This window comes from Massilia sp. UYP32, from assembly GCF_050434365.1.
Classification (GTDB): domain Bacteria; phylum Pseudomonadota; class Gammaproteobacteria; order Burkholderiales; family Burkholderiaceae_D; genus Telluria; species Telluria timonae.
On the sequence record NZ_JBNDIK010000017.1, the window covers coordinates 91993 to 115660 of the forward strand.

The window sequence follows — 23668 nt, forward strand, 5'->3', positions numbered from 1 at the left end:
TTGCAAAAATTATTGTTGATCGCAACGCTCGCATGCGCCGCACAGTTCGCCCATGCCGCCGATGCGGGCAAGATCGTCTTCGTTGCCGGGGCCGCGCAGGCCGGCGACCGTCCCGCCGTGGAAGGAAGCCAGGTCGAGGAAGGGCAGATGCTCTCCACTGGCGCCGACGGTTATATCTATGTGAAAACGCCCGACAACGGCCTGTTCATCCTGCGCCCGCAGACCCAGGCGCGCATCGTCACCTACCGTATCGACGAAAAGAACCCGGCCAATACCCGCGTCAAGTTCGAGCTGATCAGCGGCACGGCGCGCAGCAAATCGGGCGACGCGGTCAAGCACGCGCGCCAGAATTTCCGCTTCAATACGCCGGTTGCGGCAATCGGCGTGCGCGGGACTGACTTCACGGTATTTACCGATAACGATATCTCGCGCGTGTCCGTGTTTTCTGGCGGCGTGGTGGTGAGCGGTTTTGTCGGGGGCTGCCGTCCGGATGGGGCAGGGCCTTGCGAAGGCGCGACCAGCCGCGAGTTGAGTGCGGCCCAGCGTGGGCAACTGGTGCAGGTGACGCGGGGACAGGCTGCGCCACAGTTGCTGGATGAAAGTGTGCAGCGACCGGGACAGGCCGCGCCAGCGCGTCCCGATGAGCCTTTGTCCAAGAAAGATAACGACCAGCCCAAGGTTAATGTCGAGGCGGCGAAGAATATTGGCCTTAATGATGCGGTTGAGAAAGTCGTTAATGCCGGGCCAGTAACGCCAGCCAATCCGCCTCCGGCGGAGACGCCAGCGCCCGTTCCCGTCCCCGTTCCTGTTCCGGTGGATCCGGTCGTGCCGCCGGTGGGAGTGCCGGACTTGGCTGAGCGCACGGCGATCTGGGGGCGCTGGCAGCCTGTCGGCGCTGCCGCGCCCGTGCTTGATTACTCGACTCAAGGCAATAAGAGCGAACTGATCGCTTTAAATGGCTATTTCGCACTCTACCGTACGCCTGGCAATGAATATGTTACGCCGAATAGTGGCAGCGTAGGATTTGGTTTGCGCGCTGGTGAAGCTTACGTCATTACTGAATTTGGCAGTGGAAACTCGATCACGAACAAAGCAAGTTTATCCAACGGAACCTTGAACGTTGACTTCGGAAAACGTAGTTTTACGACCAGTATGGACCTGGTGACCAGGAGCGACACTGTCAAGCTACGCGGCGAGGGCAGCATATCCGCCGATGGGCGCTTGTACAGCACCGCTGACGGCCGTGTGGGCTATCTGAATATCCAGGGATTGATCACCAACGAGCGCGGGCCTTCGCGTACTGCAGCGACAATTTTCGATGGGCGTCTCGATGATCGTAGGACGGTAAATGGTGGAGCAACCTGGCGCTAATCTGCACCGCATGAGTCGACAAAACCCCGGAGATTCTGGGGTTTTTTATGTCATCCATATTTGAATGGGCAATTCGATTAAGCGTCGAAATGTTTCAAGATGTAAGCGATCCAGCGCATAACCAAGAGTAAAAATTGATTTGATGTAAGTGAGAATGTTAGAGAATTTCATTAAAATCAAGCTACACCTCAGGAAATTGTCCAAATTTTGTAAATTTTTCAGGATAGTTTGTCGGTTATGTGACGGCCATCACACAACACATGAGTCCGCTTCTGTCATGATGCGGTCCGTTGGGCTTCAAGGGTGCTAGGTGCTCTTGCAATATTGAATCAACATTTCGATCGATCGATCTATTTTATTGGAGTAATACATGGCAATCGTCGCTACCCACGTCGCAGCAGTTCAAGAGCTGTACGTCGCTTACTTTGGCCGTCCAGCTGACGCAGCTGGCCTGGACTACTGGACCAACATCGTCGAAGCCCAAGGCTCGACCACTGCTGTGTCGGCAACCTTCGCTGCTTCGCCTGAGTACACCGCCGCCTTCGCTGGCATGAACAATACCCAGATCGTCAACCAGATCTACCTGAACCTGTTCGGCCGCGCTGCTGATACGGCTGGTCGTGATTACTGGGTCGGCCTGCTGAACGCTGGTACCATCGGCGTCAACACCATCGTCGCTGAAGTTGCTGCCGCTGCACTGACCACCGACGCCGAAGCCGTTGAAAACAAAGTTGCCGCCGCAACCGCGTTCACCAATGCCCTGGACACCACCGCTGAGCAAAACGGCTATGCCGGTCCTGCAGCGCTGGCTCTGGCGAAAGCCTTCATCACCGGTGTGACCACCGATGCAACCCTGTCGGCCGCAATCGCTCCAGCCGCTCTGAACGCAACTGTCGCTGCTGTTGTCAATGCTGGCACCCCGTTCACCCTGGTCTCGGGCTTGGCGGCTCTGGACGCAGCTAACGGCGCCGTGACCGACTTCCTGGCCTCGCTGGATCTGGACGATGACGAAGACACCGACACCGAAGCTTCGGACGTCTTCGAAGCGCTGTACGGCACGGACGGTGTTGCAGGTGCTACCCCAACCGTTGGCACGAATGGCGCCATCTTCGATGTTGACGCTGAAATCGGTGGCACCATCGACTTCGCAACCGCTTCGCCAACCGTGCGCGCTGCTCTGATCGCAGACCGTACCGCTGCCCTGAACACCCAGCTGACCGCAGCTCAGACCGCTCTGGCAGAAGACCAGGCTGACGTGGACGAAGTGGTTGGCCTGAGCGCCGCTGTCGCTTCGCTGGAAACGGCTACGACCGCTGTCGAAGCCGCTAACAGTGCCGAAGATGAAGCGCTGGCAATCCAGACCGCTGCTGTCGCTGCATTCGAAGTGCGTACCGGCGCAACTGCTGGCAGCGTGACCGTTAATGCCGATGGTACCGTCGCTGGCTTCATCGTGGAAAACCCGACTACCGGCGCACTGCAACTGGCTACCGGCCTGACCGCCGCTCAGCGCACCGCTGCAAACCAGCTGCTGACCGATATCGTCGCTTACCAGGAAGCCCTGGCTGACCAGACTGCAGCAGTTGAAGCGCAGTTCGCGGCGCAACTGGAAGTGAACCTGCTGGACGAAGGTACCGCAACCGAAACCAACGCGCTGACCGCACTGGTCGCAGAACTGAATGAAGCTGATGTCGGCGCCATCGTCGATGACATGCCAACCGCTGCGCAGATTCTGAACCAGCGCGCAATCCTGGAAGAATCGGGTACCCCAGCTGATCTGCTGGCCTTCGAAAATGCGCTGACCGCGTACATGAACGCGAACGAAACCGCAGCGAATAACCCGCTGTCGAGCGCAGTCATCGCTCAAGCTGGTGTCGTTGCAGGCCTGGAAGGCGACATCGAAGATCTGGCTGAAGCAGTTGCTGCTCTGGAAGTTGCTCAGGCTAACTACGATGAGCTGACCAGCCTGAACGAGGCAGTTGCCGATGCGCGTGCCGCGTTCAGCACCAATGGCTTCCGTCCTCCAGTCGTTCTGGATGAAGTGACTGCAGGCGCGACCCTGAACGCCGCTGGCACCGCTGGTTCGGACATCTTCGTCGTTGGCGATTCGATGACCACCAACATCAGCAGCTTCGGCCGTGTTGGCAGCGATTCGCTGTACATCGGCACCGAGTACACCCTGAACACCGGCGCGATCACCGCTGGCGACAACTCGGTACTGGAAGTGTTCTTCATCAACAATAGCACCGGCGGCGTCCAGGTTCGTCTGGAAACCGAAGTCTACGGTTCGGACAACGCAGCAGTTGCTGAGCAAATCATCACCCTGACCGGCGTGCAAGCAGAAGACCTGCAATTCGTCGACGGCATCATCTCGCTGCGCGCACCAACCGCCTAATGCTGTGTCCGCATTAGCGGACGAGCGATAGAGCCAAACCCGCCACCGCAAGGTGGCGGGTTTTTTTCGTAGTGCGTCCGGCGGAGCGCATCTATTCGGACCTGAAAGTCTTCTGTTGACGAGATGCCCTGGAACGTAGCTTGCAAGCCTGCCATGACGATCCACGTGCCGAACCCGGTGCGGCGTGGGGACGAGGCCACTGGATGTGGTGGGCGCCGGTGCGAGCCAGAGGGTGGTAAGGCAACCCTATCCCCATCGATGAAAGGCTGTGGATCACGAGCCACTAAACAATGATTATCATGACAATTATTTGTGACGAGGATCACATCTTCCGTTTGTTTTAGGTCATAATACGCGTGCTGAGCAATTTGCTTGTGTTTCGGCAACTTGTGGGGCCAGTCCGAGTTCCGCTCGATACTGTTCTGCATTCCAGATCACAGCCCATGAAAAAACTGCTAGACGAAAAAAACGAGATCCAACGCGCCTTACTCGGGTTCAAAAGCACGTTCATCACCATCGGGGTGTTCAGTGCGATCATCAACATACTGATGCTCACGCCGTCCATCTACATGCTGCAGGTGTACGATCGCGTGCTGGCCAGCCGGAACGAAATCACGCTGCTGATGCTGACGCTGCTCATGCTGGGCGCGTATCTGTTCATCGGCGCGCTGGAAGTGGTCCGCTCCTTCGTGCTGGTGCGCGTTGGCGCCAAGTTCGACATGACGCTCAACAAGCGGATCTACACTGCTGCATTCGAGCAGAACCTGAAGCAGGCCGGCGGCAATGCCGGCCAGGCCCTGAACGACCTGACCAGCCTGCGCCAGTTCCTGACTGGCAATGCGCTGTTCGCATTCTTCGACGCGCCCTGGTTCCCCATCTATCTGTTCGTCATCTTCCTGTTCGAGCCGTCATTGGGCTGGTTCGCGCTGGGTGGCACCGTCATTCAGGTGATCCTCGCGATCGTCAACGAACGCGTGACGCGCGCGCCGCTGTCCGAAGCGAATTCGATGGCCGTGTCGGCCAGCACCATGGCCACGAACAACCTGCGCAACGCGGAAGTCATCGAGTCGATGGGCATGCTGCCGAACCTCATGGGCCGGTGGTTCAAGACCCATGGCAAGTTCCTTTCACTTCAGGCGGATGCGAGCCAAAAGGCCGGCAGCATTGGCGCCGCCACCAAATTCGTCCAGACTGCATTGCAGTCGCTAGTGCTGGGCTTCGGCGCACTGCTGGTGTTGGAAAACAAGATCACGCCGGGCATGATGATCGCCGCGTCGATCCTGGTGGGCCGTACCCTTGCACCGGTCCAGCAGGTGATCGGCGTATGGAAGAGCTGGGCCAGCACCCGCAGTGCGCATGAGCGCCTGACCAAGCTGCTGGAGTCCAACCCGGCGCGTCCGGCTGGCATGGAACTGCCCAAGCCACAAGGCGCGCTGACCGTCGAAGGCGTCACCGCAGCGCCGCCGGGCGTGAATGTGCCGATCGTCCGTAATCTCAATTTCGGCATCAATCCCGGCGACGTGCTTGGGGTGATCGGCCCGAGCGGATCGGGCAAGTCTACCCTGGCGCGCCTGCTGGTCGGTGTCTGGCCGTCCATGGTGGGTAAAGTGCGCCTGGATGGCGCGGACATCTACCAGTGGAACAAGGCTGAACTCGGCCCAAATATCGGCTACTTGCCGCAAGATATCGAACTGTTCAGCGGCACGGTCAGCGAGAACATCGCCCGCTTCGGCGACGTCGACGCCGAAAAAGTGGTGACGGCCGCCAAGCGTGCCGGTGTGCATGACATGATCCTGCGCCTTCCAAAGGGCTATGACACCCCGCTGGCCGACGGCGGCGGCGGCTTGTCCGGTGGCCAAAAACAGCGACTGGGCCTGGCGCGCGCCATGTACGACGACCCGGCGCTGATCGTGCTCGACGAACCGAACTCGAACCTGGACGACGTCGGCGAGCAGGGCCTGGTCAATGCCGTGATGGACCTGCGCAAGCGCGGCAAGACCATCATCCTGATCACGCACCGTTCGACCATCCTGGGCGCCACCAACAAGCTGCTGGTCATGAAGGATGGCTCGGTCCAGGCCTTCGGCCCGACCCAGCAGGTGATGGCAGCGATTCAGGACGCCAACAAGAAGGCGCTGGAAGCAGCGCGGGCGGCAGAAGCCGCGAAAACGGCGCAGCCTCGCGTCGCCGGGCCCGGAGCGCCGGCAGCACCTGCCGCCACTACCACGCCAGCTACTGGAGAAACGAACTGATGAAGTTGGTAAAGAAAGAGAAAGACGCGGCGGAAGTGATCACGCACGACGTGACGCCGCTCGAAGTGCAGACCGATGCGCGCGCCTTCAGCCGCATCGGCTGGTTTGTCGTGCTGTTCGGCTTCGGCGGCTTCCTGCTGTGGGCGCTGCTGGCGCCGCTCGACAAGGGCGTGCCGCTGTCCGGCACCGTGGCCACCGAATCGAACCGCCAGGCCGTGCAGCACCAGGCCGGCGGCACCGTCCAGGAGCTGCTGGTGCGCGATGGCGACGTGGTCAAGAAGGGCCAGGTGCTGGTGCGCATGAATCCGATCACGGCCCGTTCGGCGGTGGAGGTCACCGACGCCCAGTACCTGTCGGCGCTGGCCAACGTCGCCCGCCTGACGGCGGAACGCGACGGCGCCCGGGCGATCAAGTTCCCGGAAGAGATGGAAAAGCGCCGCGCCGAACCGCGTGTCGCTGAACTGATGAGCACGCAAAACCAGCTGTTGATGGCGCGCCAGAGCTCGCTGCAAAATGAACTGGCCGGCATCGACGCCAGCATCGAAGGCCTCAAGGTGCAGATCAGCGGCCTGCAGGAATCGCGCGACAGCAAGAAGGAGCAGGTCGAGTTCCTGAAGGAGCAGCTGGGCGGCATGCGCGACCTGGCCAAGGAAGGCTACGTCGCCCGCAATCGCCTGCTCGACCTCGAGCGCACTTATGCCCAGTTGGGCGGCGCCATCTCGGAAGACATCGGCAACATCGGCCGCTCGCAGCGCCAGGTGATCGAGCTGACGATGCGCCGCGCCCAGCGCGCGCAGGACTACCAGAAGGAAGTGCGCACCCAGCTGGCGGATTTCCAGCGCGAGGCCGATGCCCAGGGCGCGCGCCTGCAGGGGCAGCGCTTCGAGCTGTCGAACGTCGAAGTGAGGTCGCCTGCCGACGGCGTGGTGGTTGGCCTGGCGGTGTTCACCAACGGCGGCGTGGTGCCGTCCGGCTTCAAGATGATGGACATCGTCCCGAGCAACGCCCCGCTGATCGTCGACGGCCAGCTGGCGACGAACCTGGTGGACAAGGTTCATCCGGGCCTGCCGGTGGAGCTGATCTTCTCGGCCTTCAACACCAACAAGACCCCGCACATCGACGGCGAAGTGCTGTACATCTCGGCCGACCGCAGCGTCGACGAAAAGACCGGCGCGCCGTACTACAAGGTGCACGTGAAAGTGACGCCGGAAGGCCAGAAGAAGGTCGCCGCGCACAATATGGACATCCGCTCCGGCATGCCGGTCGAGCTGTTCGTCAAGACCGGCGAGCGCACGATGATGAGCTACCTGCTCAAGCCGATCATGGACCGCGCCCACTCGGCGCTGAGCGAGGAGTAAGCGATGGCGCGCACACACGCATTCCGTTTGCGCGGCCTGGCGGCGGGCGCGCTGCTCGTCGCCGGTTTCTGCGGCGCGGGCAGCGCCGGCGCGGTCACGCTGGAAGAGGCCTACCAGGCCGCGCTCAAGAACGACCCGACCTTCCGCATGCGCTACTACGAGAACGAGAGCGGCAAGGAAAACCGCATCCTGGGGCGCGCGCAGTTGTTGCCCCAGGTGTCGGCCAGCCATTCGGTGAACCGCAACATTACCGACCAGTTGCAGTACGATCAGTTAGGTCGTCCTGTGCTGCAGCATCCGAGGTATTTCAGCCGGTCGTCGGTGGTTCAGCTTCGCCAGCCGCTGTTCAATATGGACGCTGTTCAGCGCTATCGCCAGGGTAAGGTGCAGAGCGACCAGGCCGAACAAGCCTATGAGGCCGGGGTCGACGAGGTGTCGGTGCGCGTGGTGAGCGCCTATATGGACGCCTTGTTCGCCGAAGACCAGCTGGCGCTGGCGCGCGTGCAGCGCGATATGTATGCCGAGCAGCAGAAGGTCAATGACTTCCTGTTCCAAAAAGGCGAGGGCACCAAGACCGATTCGCTGGAAACCCAGGCCCGGCTCGACCTCGCCGAGGCTCAGCTGGTCGAGGCCCAGGATCACGTGGTCGCGGTGCGCAACACCCTGGCCGGCGTGATCGGCATGGACCCGGGCACGCTCGACCAGCTCGGCCCGAATTTCCGTCCGGTGACGCTCGACGTGGCCGGTTTCGAGGAGTGGCGCAAGCTGGCACTGGAGCGCAACAACACGCTGGCGGCGACCCGCCTGGGCGTGGAAAATGCGCGCCTGGACATCAACCGCAACCGCGCCGGCCACTTGCCGCGGGTGGACTTCGTCGCCGCCTACAGCAAGAACGACAGCGAAACCCTGAACCTGCGCGGCACGGAGTCGACCAACCGCTCGCTCGGCATCCAGGTCAACATCCCGATCTATTCGGGCGGCGCCATCAACGCCCAGACGCGCCAGGCCGCAGCCACCTATGGCCGCGCGCAGGCCGAACTGGACGCGCGCACCAACGAAACCCTGCTCGAGCTGCGCCGCGCCCACGACCTGGTGATGAGCAGTGGGCGCAAGATCGACGCCCTGGTCAAGGCCGTGGACTCCAGCAAGGAGCTCATGAAGGCCACCGAGCAGAGCATCAAGGGTGGGGTGCGCATCAACCTCGACCTGCTCACCGCCCAGCAGACCTTGTTCACCAGCCAGCGCGACCTGGCCCAGGCCCGCTATTCCTACCTGGTGGGCCTGATGCGCCTGCGCGCGGCGTCCGGCACGCTGGCGCCGGACGCCATCCGCGAGATCGGCGCCTTCTTCCGCTGATCCGAAAAGGGGGGCACTTGCACCCCCTTCATCTATCTGGGCTGGCAGTGGGCGCTCGATGGCGGGCGAGTTACTTCTGTCGAGCAATTGCTGCGTATTGCATTCGGGGTCATCAACAGATAACGGTGACAGCGCCTTTATCTGCGGTCAACCAGGCCTATCTGGATGGCAATTTCCGTTAAAAGATTTCATCCCGCCATCAACCAGACGCCGCCGTTATGCGGATTGGATTAATATCAATTATCCATTCAATAACGGAGGTAGCAATGGCAGTTGATGCAATCGAAGTTCAAAAACTCTATGTGGCCTACTTCGGCCGTCCAGCCGATCCGAACGGCATGGATTACTGGACCGACGCGCTCGACGCGAATTCCATTGGCATGGCCGACGTCTCGGCCTCGTTCGCCGCATCGCAGGAATACCGCGACACCTACGCCGGGCTGGATAACCGCGCCATCGTCGCCGAGGTCTACCAGAACCTGTTCGGCCGCGCGGGCGAGGAAGCCGGCGTGAATTACTGGACCGACCTGATGGACCGCGGCGTCATCTCGATCGATGACGTGGTGAAGGATATTTCCGAAGCCGCCAATGGCAGCGACAGCGTCGCCTTCAACGGCAAGGTGGCCGCCGCGAGCCTGTTCACCGCGCGCGTGGACGAACCCGACGAGATCGCCGCCTACACGGGCGATGCCGCGAATGATATTTCGATGGAATTCCTGGCCACGATTACCGACCTGGGCAGCGCCGCCGACGCGCTGAAACCGGACGTGGTGGACGCCTGGATCGAGCGCATCGTCGATGCCCATGGCGCCAGCGCCGAAGGCATCGCGCTGGTCGGCGTGGCGCCGGCGGCGGAGCCGCTGCCGGGCGCCTGACGCATCGGGCGGGTCAGGCCGCCGCGTGGCCGGCGACTGGCGCGCCCGTCTTGGTCTCGCCCGCGCAATGCGGGCACGACACGCCCACGACATAGCTCGGCGACAGCTGCTGGCGCGGCGTCACCACGGCGCGGCAGGCGAAGCACTGCGCGGTCTCGGTCGGTTCCAGCTTTGGATTGAGGGCGGTGCGGTAATCGAACACGAAGCAGTCGCCCGTGTAATGGTCGCCGCCGACTTCCTCGAAATACTTCAGGATGCCACCCTCGAGCTGGTACACGCGGTCGTAGCCGATGTCCTTCATGTGGATTGCGGCCTTCTCGCAGCGGATGCCGCCGGTGCAGAAGGTGACCACGGTCTTGCCGTTCAGCTCATCCTTGTGCTCGGCCGCGACGGCCGGGAATTCGGTGAATTTATCGATGCGGTAGTCGAGCGTGTTGTCGAAGGTGCCCACGTCGACCTCGAAGGCGTTACGGGTTTCCATCATGACGACTTCGACGCCGTCGTCGTCATGGCCCTGGTCGAGCCAGCGCTTGAGCGTCCTGGCGTCGACCGCCGGTGCGCGGCCCAGTTCCGGCTTGATCAGCGGCATGCGCATGGTGATGATTTCTTTCTTGATCTTCACCAGCATGCGCTTGTGGGATTGTTCGCCCGACAGGCTTTCTTTCCATTCCAGGTCGGCCAGGCGCTCGTCGCTGCGCACCCAGGCCAGGTACTGGTCGATGTGCTCGCGCGTGCCCGACAGGAACATATTGATGCCTTCCGGCGTCAGCAGCACGGTCCCCTTCAAGCCAAGCTCGTTGCACAGGGCCTGGTATTGCGGGCGCAATTCCTCCAGGTTGTCGAGCGTGATGAATTTATAGGCGGCGATATTGACGTACTGGTTTTGGGAGGACATGGTCGATGAGCCTTGCAAAGGCGGTTGGAAAGACAGGGCGATATTATAAGTCAGCAAGCGTGCCCGACCACATGGCGCTCCCGATTTGCGACGGAGCTGCGCCGCTCGTTCCCGCTGGTCATTCATGAAGAAGCGTCAGGAAGCGCGAGGGAGCACTCTTATGTCGAAAAATCTTACAGTAAATACAATCCGGCATTGCGAAAAATCAATTAACTTGTTGATTATTAACACTAATGCATTGCTGGCATCTTAATTGCTTTATGGATCATGTTCTGTTTTTAATTACCATAACTAGGGATAAACAATGATTCGTAAATTTGCCTTCATCACTCTGGCACTCGCGACCGGCTTCGCATCGGCTGCGCAAATTCTGCCTTCGAAATCGTTCAGCACCAACGCCAACGATATCTACACTTACAGCTTCGACCAAGCGCAAACCGGCAGCTACATCCTGGACTTCACGTTCAGCTTCAACGGCAAGGTGCAGAACAACGATTTCCTCGGTGTATGGTTCGGCAATGCAGGCGTCGCCAAGAACTATGAAGGCCCGAATTTCGGATTCAAGGCCAACTGCAACGAACAAGGCACCTGCACCGACGATCTTTTCGTGCGTACGCAAGGAACCGGTGGTCATTTCATCGCAGGCAGCGACCTGAAGGAAGGCGAGACCTATCACCTTTTCGCACATCTCTACAAAAGCACTGCGAACGGCTTTTATGACCGCTTCGACCTGTGGCTGAACCCGACTGCAACCGAGATGCAAACGCTGACCGGCGCCGACGCTTCGGCCACCGAAAAGTCCAGCCTCAAGTCGTTCGACACCATTGGCATTCGCACCGCCAATGTCGACAACGGCCTGACGCTGAACGTCAACCCGGCCGAAGTCCCGGAGCCGGGCAGCGTTGCGCTGATGGGCCTCGCCCTGGCCGGCCTGAGTTTCATCCGCCGCAAGCGCGCCTGATCCGAAGGAGCCGGTGTCGATAAAACCGCTGCTTCGGCAGCGGCTTTTCGGGTGCTCACAGTGCAAGCGCCAATGCCAGGCGGACTTTCCTGGCGGCGTTGCAAGATATGGTCGCTGGACAGCGGTGGCCTGCTGGCCGTCGTCGAGGTCGTATAAGCGAGCGTACCGGCGAACCGACACCGATGCGGGTGGCATGATGCTGTTCGACCCGATGGCACGGTCAGCTGTATGGACGATATCGTGGTGATTGGTTCGACCGCAGCCTGATCGTAGCGTGTCACCTGGCTGGCGCCTCTGGCGACGCTCTTGCGCGTGCAGTCGGCAGGCCGAAGAACGACTACCTCTCGCCGTTTCCGGGTGCGCTGGATTGTCGGCCTTGGTCGCACCACACCCATATTCCGCCTTCATCAGGTTGTCCGGCTCGCGGTAAAATACCCGGATGACTTCCCCGACTTTCACCCACCTGCGCGTCCACTCCGAATACTCCATCGTCGACGGCCTGGTCCGCATCGACGACCTGGTCAAGGCGGCCGTCAAGGACAACCAGCCGGCGCTGGCCGTGACCGACCTGGCCAACACCTTTTGCCTGGTGCGTTTCTACAAGGCCGCGCGCGGCAAGGGCATCAAGCCGATCGTCGGGGTCGACGCCTGGATCACCAACGACGACAACCGCGACAAGCCGCACCGCCTGCTGATCCTGGCCAAGAACCATACCGGCTACCTGCAGCTGTGCGACCTGCTGGCGCGCGCCTGGCTCACCAACCAGCACAAGGGCCGCGCCGAGATCCGCACCGAGTGGCTGGAGGCGCTGGCCACATCCGTCTCGACCCTGCATCCCGACGAGCCCCAGGCCAACGCCCTGATCGTGCTGTCGGGCGCCCATTTCGGCGACGTCGGCCAGGCGATCGAGAACGGCGATTTGCCGAAGGCCGAGGCGAATGCCCAGCGCTGGGCGCGCATCTTCCCGGGCCACTTCTATATCGAGATCCAGCGCGCCGGCCAGCCGAACCAGGAACAGCAGGTGCGCCACTCGGTGGCGCTGGCCGGCCGCCTGGGGCTGCCGGTGGTGGCCACGCACCCGGTGCAGTTCCTGGACAAGAGCGAGTTCATCGCCCACGAGGCGCGCGTCTGCATCGCCGAAGGCGAGATGCTGGCCAACGCCAAGCGCGTGCGCCGCTTCAACGAGAACATGTGCTTCAAGTCGCAGGCCGAGATGCTTGAATTGTTCAAGGACTTGCCGGGCGCGCTGGCCAACTCGGTCGAAATCGCCAAGCGCTGCAACGTCACGCTCACCCTGGGCAAGCCGCAGCTGCCGAACTTCCCGACCCCGGGCATGACGATCGACGAATTCCTGGTCGCGGAAACGAAAAAAGGCCTCGAGGAGCGCCTGGTCCAGCTGTATCCCGACCCGGCCAAGCGCGAGCAGGAACGGCCGCGCTACGAGGCGCGCCTGGAGTTCGAGAACAACACCATCATCAAGATGAAGTTCCCGGGCTACTTCCTGATCGTGGCGGAGTTCATCCAGTGGGGCAAGAACAACGGCGTGCCGATCGGCCCGGGCCGCGGCTCGGGCGCGGGTTCGCTGGTCGCCTACGCGCTCAAGATCACCGACCTCGATCCGCTGAAGTACAACCTGCTGTTCGAGCGTTTCCTGAACCCCGAGCGCGTCTCGATGCCCGACTTCGACATCGACTTCTGCCAGGAAAAGCGCGAACTGGTGATCCAGCACGTGAAGGACCTGTACGGCCGCGACGCGGTGTCGCAGATCGCCACCTTCGGCACCATGGCGGCCAAGGGCGCGATCCGCGACGTCGGCCGCGTGCTCGACTTCGGCTACAACTTCTGCGACGGCATCTCCAAGCTGATCCCGTTCAAGCCGGGTAAGCCAGTTTCGATCGCCGAGGCGATCGAAGAAGAGCCGCTGCTCAAGGAGCGTCTCGAGAACGAGGAAGAAGTGAAGCAGCTGCTCGACCTCGCGCAGCAGGTCGAGGGCATCACGCGCGGCATCGGCATGCACGCCGGGGGCGTCCTGATCGCGCCGGGCAAGCTCACCGACTTCTGCCCGCTGTACACCCAGGGCGGCGACGCCGGCGTGGTCTCGCAGTACGACAAGGACGACGTGGAGGCCGTGGGCCTGGTCAAGTTCGACTTCCTGGGCCTGACCACGCTCACCATCCTCGACCGCGCCGTCAACTACATCAAGGATCTCGACCCGGCCGAGGCGGATTTCGACCTGGCCGCCCTGCCGCTGGACGACCGCGCGTCGTACAAGCTGCTGTCCGAGGCCAAGACGGTCGCGATCTTCCAGCTGGAATCGCGCGGCATGCAGGGCATGCTGAAGGACGCGCGTCCCGACCGCTTCGAGGACATCATCGCGCTGGTGGCGCTGTACCGTCCGGGTCCGATGGACCTGATTCCCGACTTCTGCAAGCGCAAGCACGGCGAGAAGTTCGACTATCCCGACCCGCGCACCGAGTCGATCCTGTCCGAGACCTACGGCATCATGGTCTACCAGGAGCAGGTGATGCAGATGGCGCAGATCGTGGGCGGCTACTCGCTGGGCGGCGCCGACATGCTGCGCCGCGCGATGGGCAAGAAGAAGGCCGAAGAGATGGCCGAGCACCGCGAGATCTTCCGCGCCGGCGCCGCCAAGGACGGCCTGTCGACCGAAAAGGCCGACGAGATCTTCGACCTGATGGAAAAGTTCGCGGGCTACGGCTTCAACAAGTCGCACGCGGCCGCCTATGCGCTGCTGTCGTACCACACCGCCTACCTGAAGGTGCACCATACCGCCGCGTTCATGGCAGCCAACATGTCGCTGGCGATGGAAGACACCGAGAAGATCAAGATCCTGGTCGAGGACGCGAAAGAAGTCTGCAAGCTCGTGATCCTGCCGCCGGACGTCAACGAATCGCAGTTCCGCTTCACGCCGGAAGGCGAGCCGAGGTCGAAGACCGGCAAGCAGGTGACCAATATCCGCTACGGCCTGGGCGGCGTGAAAGGCGCGGGGCAGGGCGCGATCGAAGCCATCATCGCCGCGCGCAAGGAGGGCGGCAAGTTCAAGGACCTGTTCGATTTCTGCAAGCGGGTCGACCGCAAGCAGATCAACCGCCGCACCATCGAGTCCCTGATCCGCGCCGGAGCGATGGACGCCTTCGGCGTCGACCGCGCCGTGTTGCTGGCGTCGGTGGCGTTCGCGATGGAAGCGGCCGGCCAGGCGGCGGCGGCGGCCAACCAGGTCAGCCTGTTCGGCGGCGACGATTCCGACCTCGTGGCGCCGCCCGAGTACGTCAAGGCCACGCCCTGGACCGACCGCCAGAAGCTGTCCGAAGAAAAGATCGCGCTCGGCTACTACCTGTCGGGCCATATGTTCGATTCGTACGCGCAAGAGGTGCGGCGCTTCGCCAAGACCAAGCTGAAGGACCTGGAGCCGTCGCGCGACCCGCGCATGATGTGCGGCGTGATCACCGGCGTGCGCACCCAGATGACCCAGCGCGGCAAGATCCTGATCGTGGCGCTGGACGACAAGACCGCGGTGCACGAGGTGACGATCTACAGCGAGGTGGCCGAGGCCAACAAGCACGCCCTCAAGGAAGACGAGTTCCTGCTGGTGGTCGGCAAGGTGTCCGAAGACCGCTTCAACGGCGGCCTGCGCATCACGGCCGAGAAGGTGTTCGACATCGCGGCGTCGCGCATCCAGTACGGGCACAAGCTCGAGATGGACCTGAGCACGTCGATCGACCCGGCGAAGATCGCCGACGTGCTGCAGCCCTACCGGGTGCAGGACGGGATGCCGGTCAGCCTGCGGCTGGAGACGAATGGTATTCCCTACGTCATGCAGCTGGGCGACGACTGGCGCGTGGCGCCATCCGACACGCTCAAGCAGGCGCTCGAGCTGACGCTGGGGGCGAAGGACGTGGCGGTCGAATACTGATCGGGTGTTGGCGCGTCCTTGAACCCTGCCGTCGTCAAGACTGCGGGTGTTCGCGCAACCCGATGGTGGCCTGAGTGGTCCCGTTCGCGGCCCGCTCCAGCACCACCTTGCGGTTGCTCGATTCCTGGTCGCGCTGCGCCTCGCGGTGCCACAGGTGCAGCACCTCGGTGGCCAGCGCGCCGTCCTTGCGCAGCACGCCGGCGTGGAACAGGCGCACCACCAGGTCCGAATCCTCGTGGCCCCAGCCGGTGAAGCTCTCGTCGAAGCCGTTCACCTTCACCAGATCCGATTTCCACACCGCCAGGTTGCAGCTCTTGATGCGGCGCCAGCTGAACTTGCGCCGCACGCGGCCGAGGTCGGGCCAGCGCAGCATCGTCTGGATCACCTTGTTCATGTCGCCGGCGAGGCGGTGACGCAGGCGTTCGCCCACGCTCATGCCGGCGACGTCGATGTGCTCGCGCAGCGCACGTTCGGTCAGTCCCTGGCTCAGGAGAATGCGGCTGCCCGACACCAGGAAGCCGGGCTGGGCCAGCGCGCGGTGGCGGCGGATGAAGTCGCGTTGCGGGACGCAATCGCCGTCCAGGAAGATGATATAGTCGCCTGTTGCCGCCAGGGTGCCGCGGTTGCGCGCCATGGCGGCGCGAAAGCCTTCGTCCGGCTGCCACACGTGCCTGACGGGCACCGGCGCCCCGGCCGCCAGGCGCTCGATGCAGTCCCGCGTGTTGGCAGTCGAGCCGTCATCGGCGATAATGATTTCGAAATTCTTGTCGTCCTGTAAAAAACAGGCTTCCACCACCGCCTCCAGGGCGTCGGGCCGGTTGTACGTGGTGATCACGACCGAAATTGTCTGTGTTTGCTGCATTGCTGTCCGATTTTAGGCCTAGGCCGCAAGAATATCCCACAAGAACCTGAATGAACAATAAGCCGATGATGTCCCGGGAGCCAATGCAGGTTTGGATCGGCTTCCAGGTGTTCCTGTTTCCCTTCCTTAGCCTGACCACCCCTTCCGGCATCGGATTTTCCAGCCTCCTGTTCCTGCTGACGGCCCTGTGCGTGCCGCGCAAGGCCTGGGCGGCGTTGACGCCGCACTGGAAAGAGATCCGCTGGGTGGTCGCCGCCTTCTGGTTCCAGTTCGCGCTGGCCATCGTGGCCGTGCTGGTCCGGCCCGAAGCCGGCCTCGATTTCCTCGACAAGCCCTCGCGCATGCTGCTCGGCCTGAGCTGCATGGCCCTGGTCCTGCTGGCGCGGCCGTCGCCCGCCACCCTGTGGTGGGGCGTGGTGGCCGGCAGCGTGGCCGCGTTGCCCTTCGTCGCCTGGCAGCGCATCGTGCTGCAGGTCGAGCGCCCCGGCGGCTTCCTGAACGCGATCACCTTCGGCGACCTGGCGCTGGTGCTGGGCCTGGTGGCGCTGACGGCGGCGATCGACTATCGCCACCATACCCGCAAGGCGATGCTGGCCGGGATCGGGGCGCTGGCCGGGCTGGCCGCCTGCATGCTGACCGGCACCCGCGGCGCCTGGGTCGCGCTGGCGCTGGCCGCGCTGCTGTTCCTGAGCTATGCCCAGCTGCTGAAGAGCCGCAAGGTGCGCCTGCTGCTGGCCGGCAGCTTCGCCCTGGTCGGCGCCGCCTTCTTCGTGCCGGCCACCGGCATGCAGGAACGCGCGCTGCAGGGCGTGGACGACGTCCAGACCTGGGTCGACGGCGGCAACGTCTTCACCAACGTCGGCACCCGGCTCGAATTGTGGAAGGGCGCGGCGATCCTGATCGAGGAGCGGCCGCTGTTCGGCCTGGACCGCAACACGGTGCGCGCCGAGATCCGCCGCCTGGTGGAACAGGGCACGCTCGATCCGGCGATCCTGTCGCTCGAACACCTGCATAATGACGCACTGCAGGCGCTCGCCACCGGCGGCGTGTTCGGGCTGGCGGCCTGGATCGGTATCCTGGCGGCGCCTTTCGTCTTCTTCGCGCGCCAGCTGGGGCGCAGCAGCGCGGACCGCGCGCTGGGCGCCAGCCTGCCGCAATTCGCGCCGGCGCTGGCCGGCATGCTGGTGGTGCTGTGTTACTTCAGCTTCGGCCTGACCGAAGTCATTTTCTGGTCCCTCAAGGGCAGCATGTTCTATGCGCTGATGGTGTTCCTGCTCATGGGATTCTGCCTGGCCGCCCAGCCGGCGAGGGAAGCAAAGGTTGAACAACGTGGAAACTAACCTCATCGTCCGGCGCCTGCTTGGGCTGGTCAAACCGTATCAATCGCGCGCCTGGATGGCGCTGCTGTCGATGGCCATCACGGCCGCCACCCAGCCGCTGCTGGGCGAGGCGCTCAAGGTCCTGCTCGACGACGGCTTCAAGGAGAACATCGACTTCAGCCTGTGGTGGATCCCGGCGATCCTGGTGTCGATCTTCATCCTGCGCGGCATCGGTACCTTCGGCACCGCCTACTTCAACAACTGGGTGCTGTCGCGCGTGCTGAACGACATGCGCGCGATGGCCTTCGAGAAGGTGTTGCGGCTGCCGGTGGCGCGCTACCAGGACGAATCGACGGGCAAGATCATCAACACCGTGGTCAACGACGTGCGCCAGGTGGTGGACATGATCCAGTCGGTGTTCGTGGCCTGCGTGCGCGACGTGCTGGTGGTGATCGGCCTGCTCGGCACCCTGCTGTACCTGAACTGGAAGCTGACCCTGGTCGCCATCATCGTGATCCCGCTGACCGCCGTCATCGTGCGCACCACCACCAAGCGCCTGCGCAACCTGAACCGCGAGAGCCAGCGCGTCACCGCCGAGATGACCGGCGTGGTCGAGGAAGCCGCGCGCGGCCACCAGGTGATCCGCGTGTTCTCGGGCGAGAAGTACGAGCGCCAGCGCTTCCACAAGCGCAGCGAAGCCCTGCGCGGCTTCTCGCAGCGCATGACGGTGGCCTTCGCCGCCACCACCCCGGTGACCCAGATCGCGACCTCGCTGGCGCTTTCCCTGGTCATTGTGCTGGCGATCCAGGCCGACATGACGGTGGGCGAATTCACCCAGTTCGTGACCATGATGCTGATGCTGCTCACGCCCCTGAAATCGCTGGCCGAGGTGAATGGCCCGATGCAGCGCGGGATGGCGGCGGCCGAGACGGTGTTCGGGATCATCGATTCGGAGCCCGAGGCCGACACCGGCAGCCGCGAACTGGGTCGCGCCAAAGGCCACCTGGTGCTGGAAAACGTGGTGTTCCGCTATCCGAACGCGCTGAACCCGGCCATGAACGGCATCTCGCTGGAGGTCAAGCCGGGGCAGACGGTGGCGCTGGTGGGCGTGTCGGGCGGCGGCAAGTCCACTTTCGTGAACCTGGTCACGCGCTTCTACGATCCGGAAGCCGGCCGCCTGCTGCTCGACGGCGTGCCGTACACCGACATCAGGCTGGCCTCGCTGCGCGGCCAGCTGGCGATGGTGAGCCAGAACGTGGTGCTGTTCGACGATACGCTGGCGGCGAATATCGCCTACGGCGCCGAGCAGGTCGACTACGAGCGCCTGGCGGCGGCGGTGCGCGCCGCGCACCTGACCGACGTGGTGGCGCGCCTGCCGGACGGCATCGACACCCGCATCGGCGAGAACGGCTCGCGCCTGTCGGGCGGCCAGCGCCAGCGGGTGGCGATCGCGCGCGCGATCTACAAGGATGCGCCGCTGTTGATCCTCGACGAGGCCACGTCGGCGCTGGACAACGAGAGCGAACGCGCGGTGCAGGCGGCGCTCGACACCCTGATGGCCGGCCGCACCACGATCGTGATCGCGCACCGCCTGTCGACGATCGAACGCGCCGACCGCATCGTGGTGATGGAGGCCGGGCGCATCGTGGAGCAGGGGACGCATGACGAACTGCTGGCGCTGAAGGGCATGTATGCCAATCTGTATCACCTGCAGTTCACGGCCGAGGCCAAATAACCACCGCCGCCCCACGTGCCGGCGCGCTCAGCGCGCGTAATGCGCCGCTTCCCCCGCCTGCTCGTGGCCAAGGCTGACGCCATTGGCCCTTTCCTGCACCGCTTCCACATACCGCTTGAGCGCATCGTCCAGCGACGGCAATAGCAGGCCGCGCTCGCTGCTCAGGGCGCTGTAGCCCGGCCGGCGCGCGGCGTAGCCGCACTCCTCGACCGAGACTTCCTGAAGCCGCTCGCTCGAGACGCCGGCCGCCGCGCAGGCGCGCCGGGCCAGCTCGAACCAACTGACCGCCTCGCCGTTGGTCAGGTGCCAGATCCCGCGTTCGCGGTCGATCAGCAGGTCGAGCGACACGTTGACCAGGTCCGGCACGTAGGTCGGCGACACCGTTACGTCGCTCGCCGCCTGGAACGGCAGGCCGACGTCGAGCGCGTTCAGGGCCTGGGTCACGAAGTTGTGCTGGTCCCAGGGGCCGAAGAAGGAACTGGTGCGGATCACCAGCGCCTGCGGATCGGCGTCCAGCACGCGCTGCTCGGCCTCCAGCTTGCTGCGGCCGTACACGCCGAGCGGGTTGGCCAGGTCGGACTCGACATACGGCTGTTCCCTGGCGCCGTCGAACACCAGGTCGCTCGAGAAGGTCATGAAGCGCAGCGCATGGCGGATGCAGGCCAGCGCCAGCACGGTCGGGCCCAGCGTGTTTTCGCGCATGCAGCGGTCGAAGTCGGCTTCGGCCTCGTCGACCCGCACGTAGCCGCCGGCATTGACGATCGCCCACGGCTTGAAGCGCACGATCGCCGCTTCCACCGAGGCCGGGTCGGTGATGTCCATCTCCTGGCGCGTCAGCACGTGACAGGCCAGGTTGCGCTTTTCGCAGATGCGCTTGAAGCTTGAGCCCAGGGTGCCGCTGGCGCCCGAGATCAGGATCGGCTGCACGGGGCTCGACTTGAACTGGCTGCGCACGGCGATGTCGGCCACCGCGGTGCGGGTCGCGACTGGTTTGCACAGGAAGCGGCCCGGCCGGCGCCACCAGCCTTCGCCCTGCAGCACCGGATTGGACAGCGGCCGCTTGCTGGCCAGCTCGCGCATCAGGGTGGCGACCGCGGTCGGCCGCGGCGCCGGGCCGCGCACGTCGAACGGGCCCGGCTCGTAGTAGCCGCGGCATTCGGTCACCAGGCAGTTCCAGTCGAAGGAGCCGAGCAGGGCCCACACCGTGACCGCGCGCACGTCGGCGCCTTGCTGGCGCGCCTTGAGCGCGGCATTCCAGATCTCGAGCAGCCAGCGCATCTGGTCTTCGCGGTTGGCGTCGATATGGGCTTCGGTGATGGCGATCGGCAGCCCATAGCGTTCCCAGGTCTCCATCAGCAGCGGGGCGATCCCCGGCGTGGGCGTGGCCAGCGCGCGCGGCGCCTCGACGTCGGCGTGCGGCACGCCGCGAAACACGTGGCGATGGGTTTCAGGATAGCGCTCGGGACGATGGTCGAGCCAGCGCTCGCTGGTGATGTAGTAGTTCACGCCAACGACGTCGGGCGGGCAGGGGTTGTCGCGGAACCAGCGCAGCTCTTCCTCGCCGGCGCCGGAGTCGAGCAGGTAACGCCACAGCTTGTGGTTCTCGTCGATCATCCCGCACAGCAGGTCCCAGGCCAGCCAGCGGCGCTCGTTGAAGAAGCCGGTGATCTCTTCCATCTCGGGGGTGCCGTAGGTCTTCGACAGGTCGTCGGTCTGGACCAGTTTGGCCTGCGGATTGACGGCGCGGATCGCGCGCATCGACAGCACGGTGGCGCGGCATTGCACCAGCAGGGCGCGGATGAAGGTGGCTTCGTCGCCGCCGTGCGGATACCAGACCCCGGCCAGGCCCGAGAAGCGCGCCGTGGTGCAGATCTCGTTGACCGGCGTGTAGTACTCGACCCAGGGATAGCGCGCCGCCACCGCGCCGGCGTATTCGGCCAGCAGGTCGGGGAAGGCGGGATCGATCAGGCTGGTGTGGCGCGGGCCGCTGCCGTGGTGGACCAGGCCCACGATCGGCGTGACGCCCAGCTGGCGCAGCGCCGGCAGGCGTTCGTCCGGCCACGACCAGTCGGCCTTGTCGACGCCGTCGGGAGCGGTGCGTTCCCACAGCACCGGATAGCGGATCGCCTGGATGCCGAGGGAAGCGAAGCGTTCGATGTCCTGCAGGCGCCCGGCGTGGCCGTTGCGGTCCATCTGGCTGAAGTAATTGTCGCGTACGCGGTTGACCGTGCATTCGAGACCGCCCCAGAGGGCGAGGTCCGGCGTGGAAGAGTCGGTGTGAATATTCATGAAGTCCGTACCTGCGTAATGAACACAGATCCCAGCCTAACGGCCCGGTGCAACGGGCTATGTGAAGTAGCCAACACAATTCGGACTTTTCGGACAAATCCTACTTTCTGTAGGCATTTCTTTATTTACCCTTTATAACTCAAAGACTTACAGCTATTTACCCGAAGCTTGTGACATCCGGGCACCGCCGTCGGGTCCGGCATGAACCGCTACTGCACCGTTGGCGCGCCGCCGGCCCGCGGTTCGGGCGACAATGTGCGCCAGGATGATATGGAAGGGAACGAGGCATGTACATGGTGTACTGGACGGTCGTGGATGACGAGGGGGCGCAGCCGCATTCCGAATCGTTCGATACCAGCGAGATGGTGGCGGCGATGCAGTTCATGGAAGCGCTGCGCGCGCGCCAGCGCGCCGGCGAAGGCGTGCGCTTCATCACCATGTGCTCGGAGCATCCGGACGTGGTCGGGCATCCGGGCGTGGACGTCACCGGCCCCGATTACAACTGGAAGAAGCGGCGAAGGTAAGGAACTTGGGGGGATAGCGCCAGTGGCGGGAATGACGTGTCACGGCAGGCGGCTCTTCAGGATCTTGCCGCTCGGCGCCGCCGGCAGCGCGTCCATGAACACGATGCGCGCCGGGCGCTTGTAGGGCGCCAGGCGCGGGCGCAGCCAGGCCTGCAGCGCCGCCTCGTCGACCCCGCGCGCCTCGACGAAGGCCACCACTTCTTCCTCGGCCGCCGGCAGCGGCCGGCCCACCACGGCCGATTGCACGACCGCCGGATGCGCGTTCAGCGCCGTCTCGACTTCCAGCGGATAGACGTTGAAGCCGGAGCGGATGATCAGCTCGCGCGTGCGGCCCAGCAGGAACAGGGCGCCGTCGGGATCCTGGCGCGCCAGGTCGCCGGTCGCCAGCCAGCCTTCCGCACGCAGTGCGGCGCTGCTCGCGGCCGGGTCGCGGTAGTAGCCGCGCATGCGTCCCGGACTGCGTATCCACAGCTCGCCGGCCTCGCCCTGCGCCACGTCGAGACCATCGCGCGCCACGATGCGCACCTCGACGCCGGGGATCGGCAGGCCGACCGACGTGTCGGTGCGCGGGGCGTCCAGGCGGGTCTGGCTGACGGTCGGACCGCCCTCGGTCAGGCCGTAGCCGTTGTGCAGCGGCAGGCCGAACGCGGCTTCGACCGCGCGCTTGAGGCTTGGGTCGAGCGGCGAGCCGCCGGCGTAGCAAAAGCGCAGGCGCGACGACAGCGGCCTGGCCGCGTCCTCCACGATCGCCAGCAGGCGGGCATACATCGCCGGCACGCCCTGCACGATGGTCAGCTCGCCGGCGCGGATCGCGGCCAGCAGGGCCCGGGCATCGAAACGCGGCGCCAGCTGCAGGCAAGCGCCCGCGTACAGGGTGCCGAGCAGCACCGAGGTCAAGCCATAGACGTGGGAGATCGGCAGGCCGCCCCAGGCGCGGTCTTCCGGGTTCAGGCCGCGCAGCCGGCTCGAGGTCGCGGCCACGAACAGCAGGCCGGCGTGGCTCAGCATCACGCCCTTGGGCTGGCCGGTGGTGCCGGTGGTGTACATCAGGGCCGCGACCTGGTCGGCGCCCGCTTCCACCGGCTCGGGCACGCAGGTGGTGTCGAGCGGGCCGGCCAGCAAGCCGCCAGTCACGCTGTCCGCGCCCGCGCAGGGCAGGGCGCCGCTGCGCGCCGCGTGGCGGGCGGCGTCCGGCGAGCTGGCCGTGAGGTAGAGCGCGCGCCGCGCGCCGCTGTGCGCGCGGATGGTGTCCAGTTCGCCCTCGCTCAGGCGGGCGTTGACGATGACGCTCCAGGCGTCGATGGCGGCGGCGGCGAACAGCAGCGCCACCTGGGCCACGCAGTTCTCGGCCACCAGCAGCACGCGGTCGCCGGGGCGCACGCCGAGATCGCGCAGCAGCGCCGCATACGCATCGGCGGCGCCGGCCAGCTGCGCATACGACCAGGTGCGGCCGTCCTCGACGAGGGCCGGGGCGTCCGGGCGACGGGCGGCGCCATGGCGCAGGATGTCGCTGATGCGGCGAAATTCGGTGGACTGCATGACGGT

General features: G+C 64.2%; 15 protein-coding genes. 11 read left to right on the forward strand and 4 right to left on the reverse strand.

Annotated elements, in window-relative coordinates; all coding sequences use genetic code 11:
* The 6 genes from ABIB42_RS14995 to ABIB42_RS15020 all read left to right on the forward strand — a co-directional run bounded on the left by ABIB42_RS14995 (position 1) and on the right by ABIB42_RS15020 (position 9604).
* Positions 1 to 1371: a FecR family protein gene (locus ABIB42_RS14995; protein WP_429248592.1), complete on the forward strand. Its 1371-nt coding sequence runs from the start codon at positions 1 to 3 to the stop codon at positions 1369 to 1371.
* Positions 1372 to 1741: 370 nt separating this feature from the next.
* A complete protein-coding gene (locus ABIB42_RS15000; protein ID WP_429248593.1) occupies positions 1742 to 3763 on the forward strand; it encodes a DUF4214 domain-containing protein in 2022 nt (673 codons plus the stop codon).
* A 443-nt stretch (positions 3764 to 4206) separates the two neighbouring features.
* Positions 4207 to 6015: a type I secretion system permease/ATPase gene (locus tag ABIB42_RS15005; RefSeq protein ID WP_429248601.1), complete on the forward strand. Its 1809-nt coding sequence runs from the start codon at positions 4207 to 4209 to the stop codon at positions 6013 to 6015.
* Entirely contained in the window at positions 6015 to 7373 is a 1359-nt protein-coding gene (locus ABIB42_RS15010; protein ID WP_071361473.1) for an HlyD family type I secretion periplasmic adaptor subunit, read from the forward strand. Before ABIB42_RS15005 ends, ABIB42_RS15010 begins: the two co-directional genes overlap by 1 nt.
* 3 nt (positions 7374 to 7376) lie before the next feature.
* A complete protein-coding gene (locus tag ABIB42_RS15015; protein ID WP_071361474.1) occupies positions 7377 to 8729 on the forward strand; it encodes a TolC family outer membrane protein in 1353 nt (450 codons plus the stop codon).
* A 266-nt stretch (positions 8730 to 8995) separates the two neighbouring features.
* Positions 8996 to 9604, forward strand: a complete 609-nt coding sequence (locus ABIB42_RS15020) for a DUF4214 domain-containing protein (protein WP_071361475.1) — start codon at positions 8996 to 8998, stop codon at positions 9602 to 9604.
* A gap of 13 nt (positions 9605 to 9617) precedes the next feature.
* Here the strand turns inward: ABIB42_RS15020 and ABIB42_RS15025 are convergent, their stop codons facing one another.
* Positions 9618 to 10499: a sulfurtransferase gene (locus ABIB42_RS15025; RefSeq protein WP_273035357.1), complete on the reverse strand. Its 882-nt coding sequence runs from the start codon at positions 10497 to 10499 to the stop codon at positions 9618 to 9620.
* Positions 10500 to 10803: 304 nt separating this feature from the next.
* On the opposite strand from ABIB42_RS15025, the gene ABIB42_RS15030 reads away from it, so the two are divergent.
* Both ABIB42_RS15030 and dnaE read left to right on the forward strand, forming a co-directional pair.
* Positions 10804 to 11460 carry a PEP-CTERM sorting domain-containing protein gene (locus ABIB42_RS15030; RefSeq protein WP_273035359.1) on the forward strand — a complete coding sequence of 219 codons (657 nt, stop codon included), beginning with the start codon at positions 10804 to 10806 and terminating at the stop codon, positions 11458 to 11460.
* A gap of 439 nt (positions 11461 to 11899) precedes the next feature.
* The gene (gene dnaE / locus ABIB42_RS15035; RefSeq protein WP_219861197.1) at positions 11900 to 15394 is read left to right on the forward strand and encodes a DNA polymerase III subunit alpha; all 3495 of its coding nucleotides are present in this window, start codon (positions 11900 to 11902) and stop codon (positions 15392 to 15394) included.
* 34 nt (positions 15395 to 15428) lie between these two features.
* Here the strand turns inward: dnaE and ABIB42_RS15040 are convergent, their stop codons facing one another.
* Complete coding sequence (locus tag ABIB42_RS15040; RefSeq protein WP_005665500.1) at positions 15429 to 16256, reverse strand: glycosyltransferase family 2 protein; 828 nt, start codon at positions 16254 to 16256, stop codon at positions 15429 to 15431.
* Positions 16257 to 16339: 83 nt separating this feature from the next.
* Between ABIB42_RS15040 and ABIB42_RS15045 the strand changes: the two genes are divergently transcribed.
* Entirely contained in the window at positions 16340 to 17596 is a 1257-nt protein-coding gene (locus ABIB42_RS15045; RefSeq protein ID WP_314439995.1) for an O-antigen ligase family protein, read from the forward strand.
* Positions 17586 to 19310 carry a lipid A export permease/ATP-binding protein MsbA gene (gene msbA, locus ABIB42_RS15050; RefSeq protein WP_273163354.1) on the forward strand — a complete coding sequence of 575 codons (1725 nt, stop codon included), beginning with the start codon at positions 17586 to 17588 and terminating at the stop codon, positions 19308 to 19310. Before ABIB42_RS15045 ends, msbA begins: the two co-directional genes overlap by 11 nt.
* Positions 19311 to 19337: 27 nt before the next feature.
* On the opposite strand, the gene ABIB42_RS15055 is transcribed toward msbA, so the two are convergent.
* A complete protein-coding gene (locus tag ABIB42_RS15055; protein WP_429248594.1) occupies positions 19338 to 21599 on the reverse strand; it encodes a family 1 glycosylhydrolase in 2262 nt (753 codons plus the stop codon).
* A 287-nt stretch (positions 21600 to 21886) separates the two neighbouring features.
* Between ABIB42_RS15055 and ABIB42_RS15060 the strand changes: the two genes are divergently transcribed.
* Positions 21887 to 22123 (forward strand): hypothetical protein, encoded by a 237-nt coding sequence (locus ABIB42_RS15060; RefSeq protein ID WP_040775231.1) that lies wholly within the window; start codon positions 21887 to 21889, stop codon positions 22121 to 22123.
* Positions 22124 to 22162: 39 nt separating this feature from the next.
* Here the strand turns inward: ABIB42_RS15060 and ABIB42_RS15065 are convergent, their stop codons facing one another.
* The gene (locus tag ABIB42_RS15065) at positions 22163 to 23662 is read right to left on the reverse strand and encodes a class I adenylate-forming enzyme family protein (protein WP_273163358.1); all 1500 of its coding nucleotides are present in this window, start codon (positions 23660 to 23662) and stop codon (positions 22163 to 22165) included.
* Positions 23663 to 23668: the final 6 nt, after the last annotated feature.

What these genes read in the sequence shown, in the direction of transcription:
- ABIB42_RS15000 (WP_429248593.1), top strand. Translation starts at nt 1,742, where the DNA reads ATGGCAATCGTCGCTACCCACGTCGCAGCAGTTCAAGAGCTGTACGTC.
- ABIB42_RS15005 (WP_429248601.1), top strand. Translation starts at nt 4,207, where the DNA reads ATGAAAAAACTGCTAGACGAAAAAAACGAGATCCAACGCGCCTTACTC.
- ABIB42_RS15010 (WP_071361473.1), top strand. Translation starts at nt 6,015, where the DNA reads ATGAAGTTGGTAAAGAAAGAGAAAGACGCGGCGGAAGTGATCACGCAC.
- ABIB42_RS15015 (WP_071361474.1), top strand. Translation starts at nt 7,377, where the DNA reads ATGGCGCGCACACACGCATTCCGTTTGCGCGGCCTGGCGGCGGGCGCG.
- ABIB42_RS15020 (WP_071361475.1), top strand. Translation starts at nt 8,996, where the DNA reads ATGGCAGTTGATGCAATCGAAGTTCAAAAACTCTATGTGGCCTACTTC.
- ABIB42_RS15025 (WP_273035357.1), bottom strand. Translation starts at nt 10,499, where the DNA reads ATGTCCTCCCAAAACCAGTACGTCAATATCGCCGCCTATAAATTCATC.
- ABIB42_RS15030 (WP_273035359.1), top strand. Translation starts at nt 10,804, where the DNA reads ATGATTCGTAAATTTGCCTTCATCACTCTGGCACTCGCGACCGGCTTC.
- dnaE (WP_219861197.1), top strand. Translation starts at nt 11,900, where the DNA reads ATGACTTCCCCGACTTTCACCCACCTGCGCGTCCACTCCGAATACTCC.
- ABIB42_RS15040 (WP_005665500.1), bottom strand. Translation starts at nt 16,256, where the DNA reads ATGCAGCAAACACAGACAATTTCGGTCGTGATCACCACGTACAACCGG.
- ABIB42_RS15045 (WP_314439995.1), top strand. Translation starts at nt 16,340, where the DNA reads ATGCAGGTTTGGATCGGCTTCCAGGTGTTCCTGTTTCCCTTCCTTAGC.
- ABIB42_RS15055 (WP_429248594.1), bottom strand. Translation starts at nt 21,599, where the DNA reads ATGAATATTCACACCGACTCTTCCACGCCGGACCTCGCCCTCTGGGGC.
- ABIB42_RS15060 (WP_040775231.1), top strand. Translation starts at nt 21,887, where the DNA reads ATGTACATGGTGTACTGGACGGTCGTGGATGACGAGGGGGCGCAGCCG.
- ABIB42_RS15065 (WP_273163358.1), bottom strand. Translation starts at nt 23,662, where the DNA reads ATGCAGTCCACCGAATTTCGCCGCATCAGCGACATCCTGCGCCATGGC.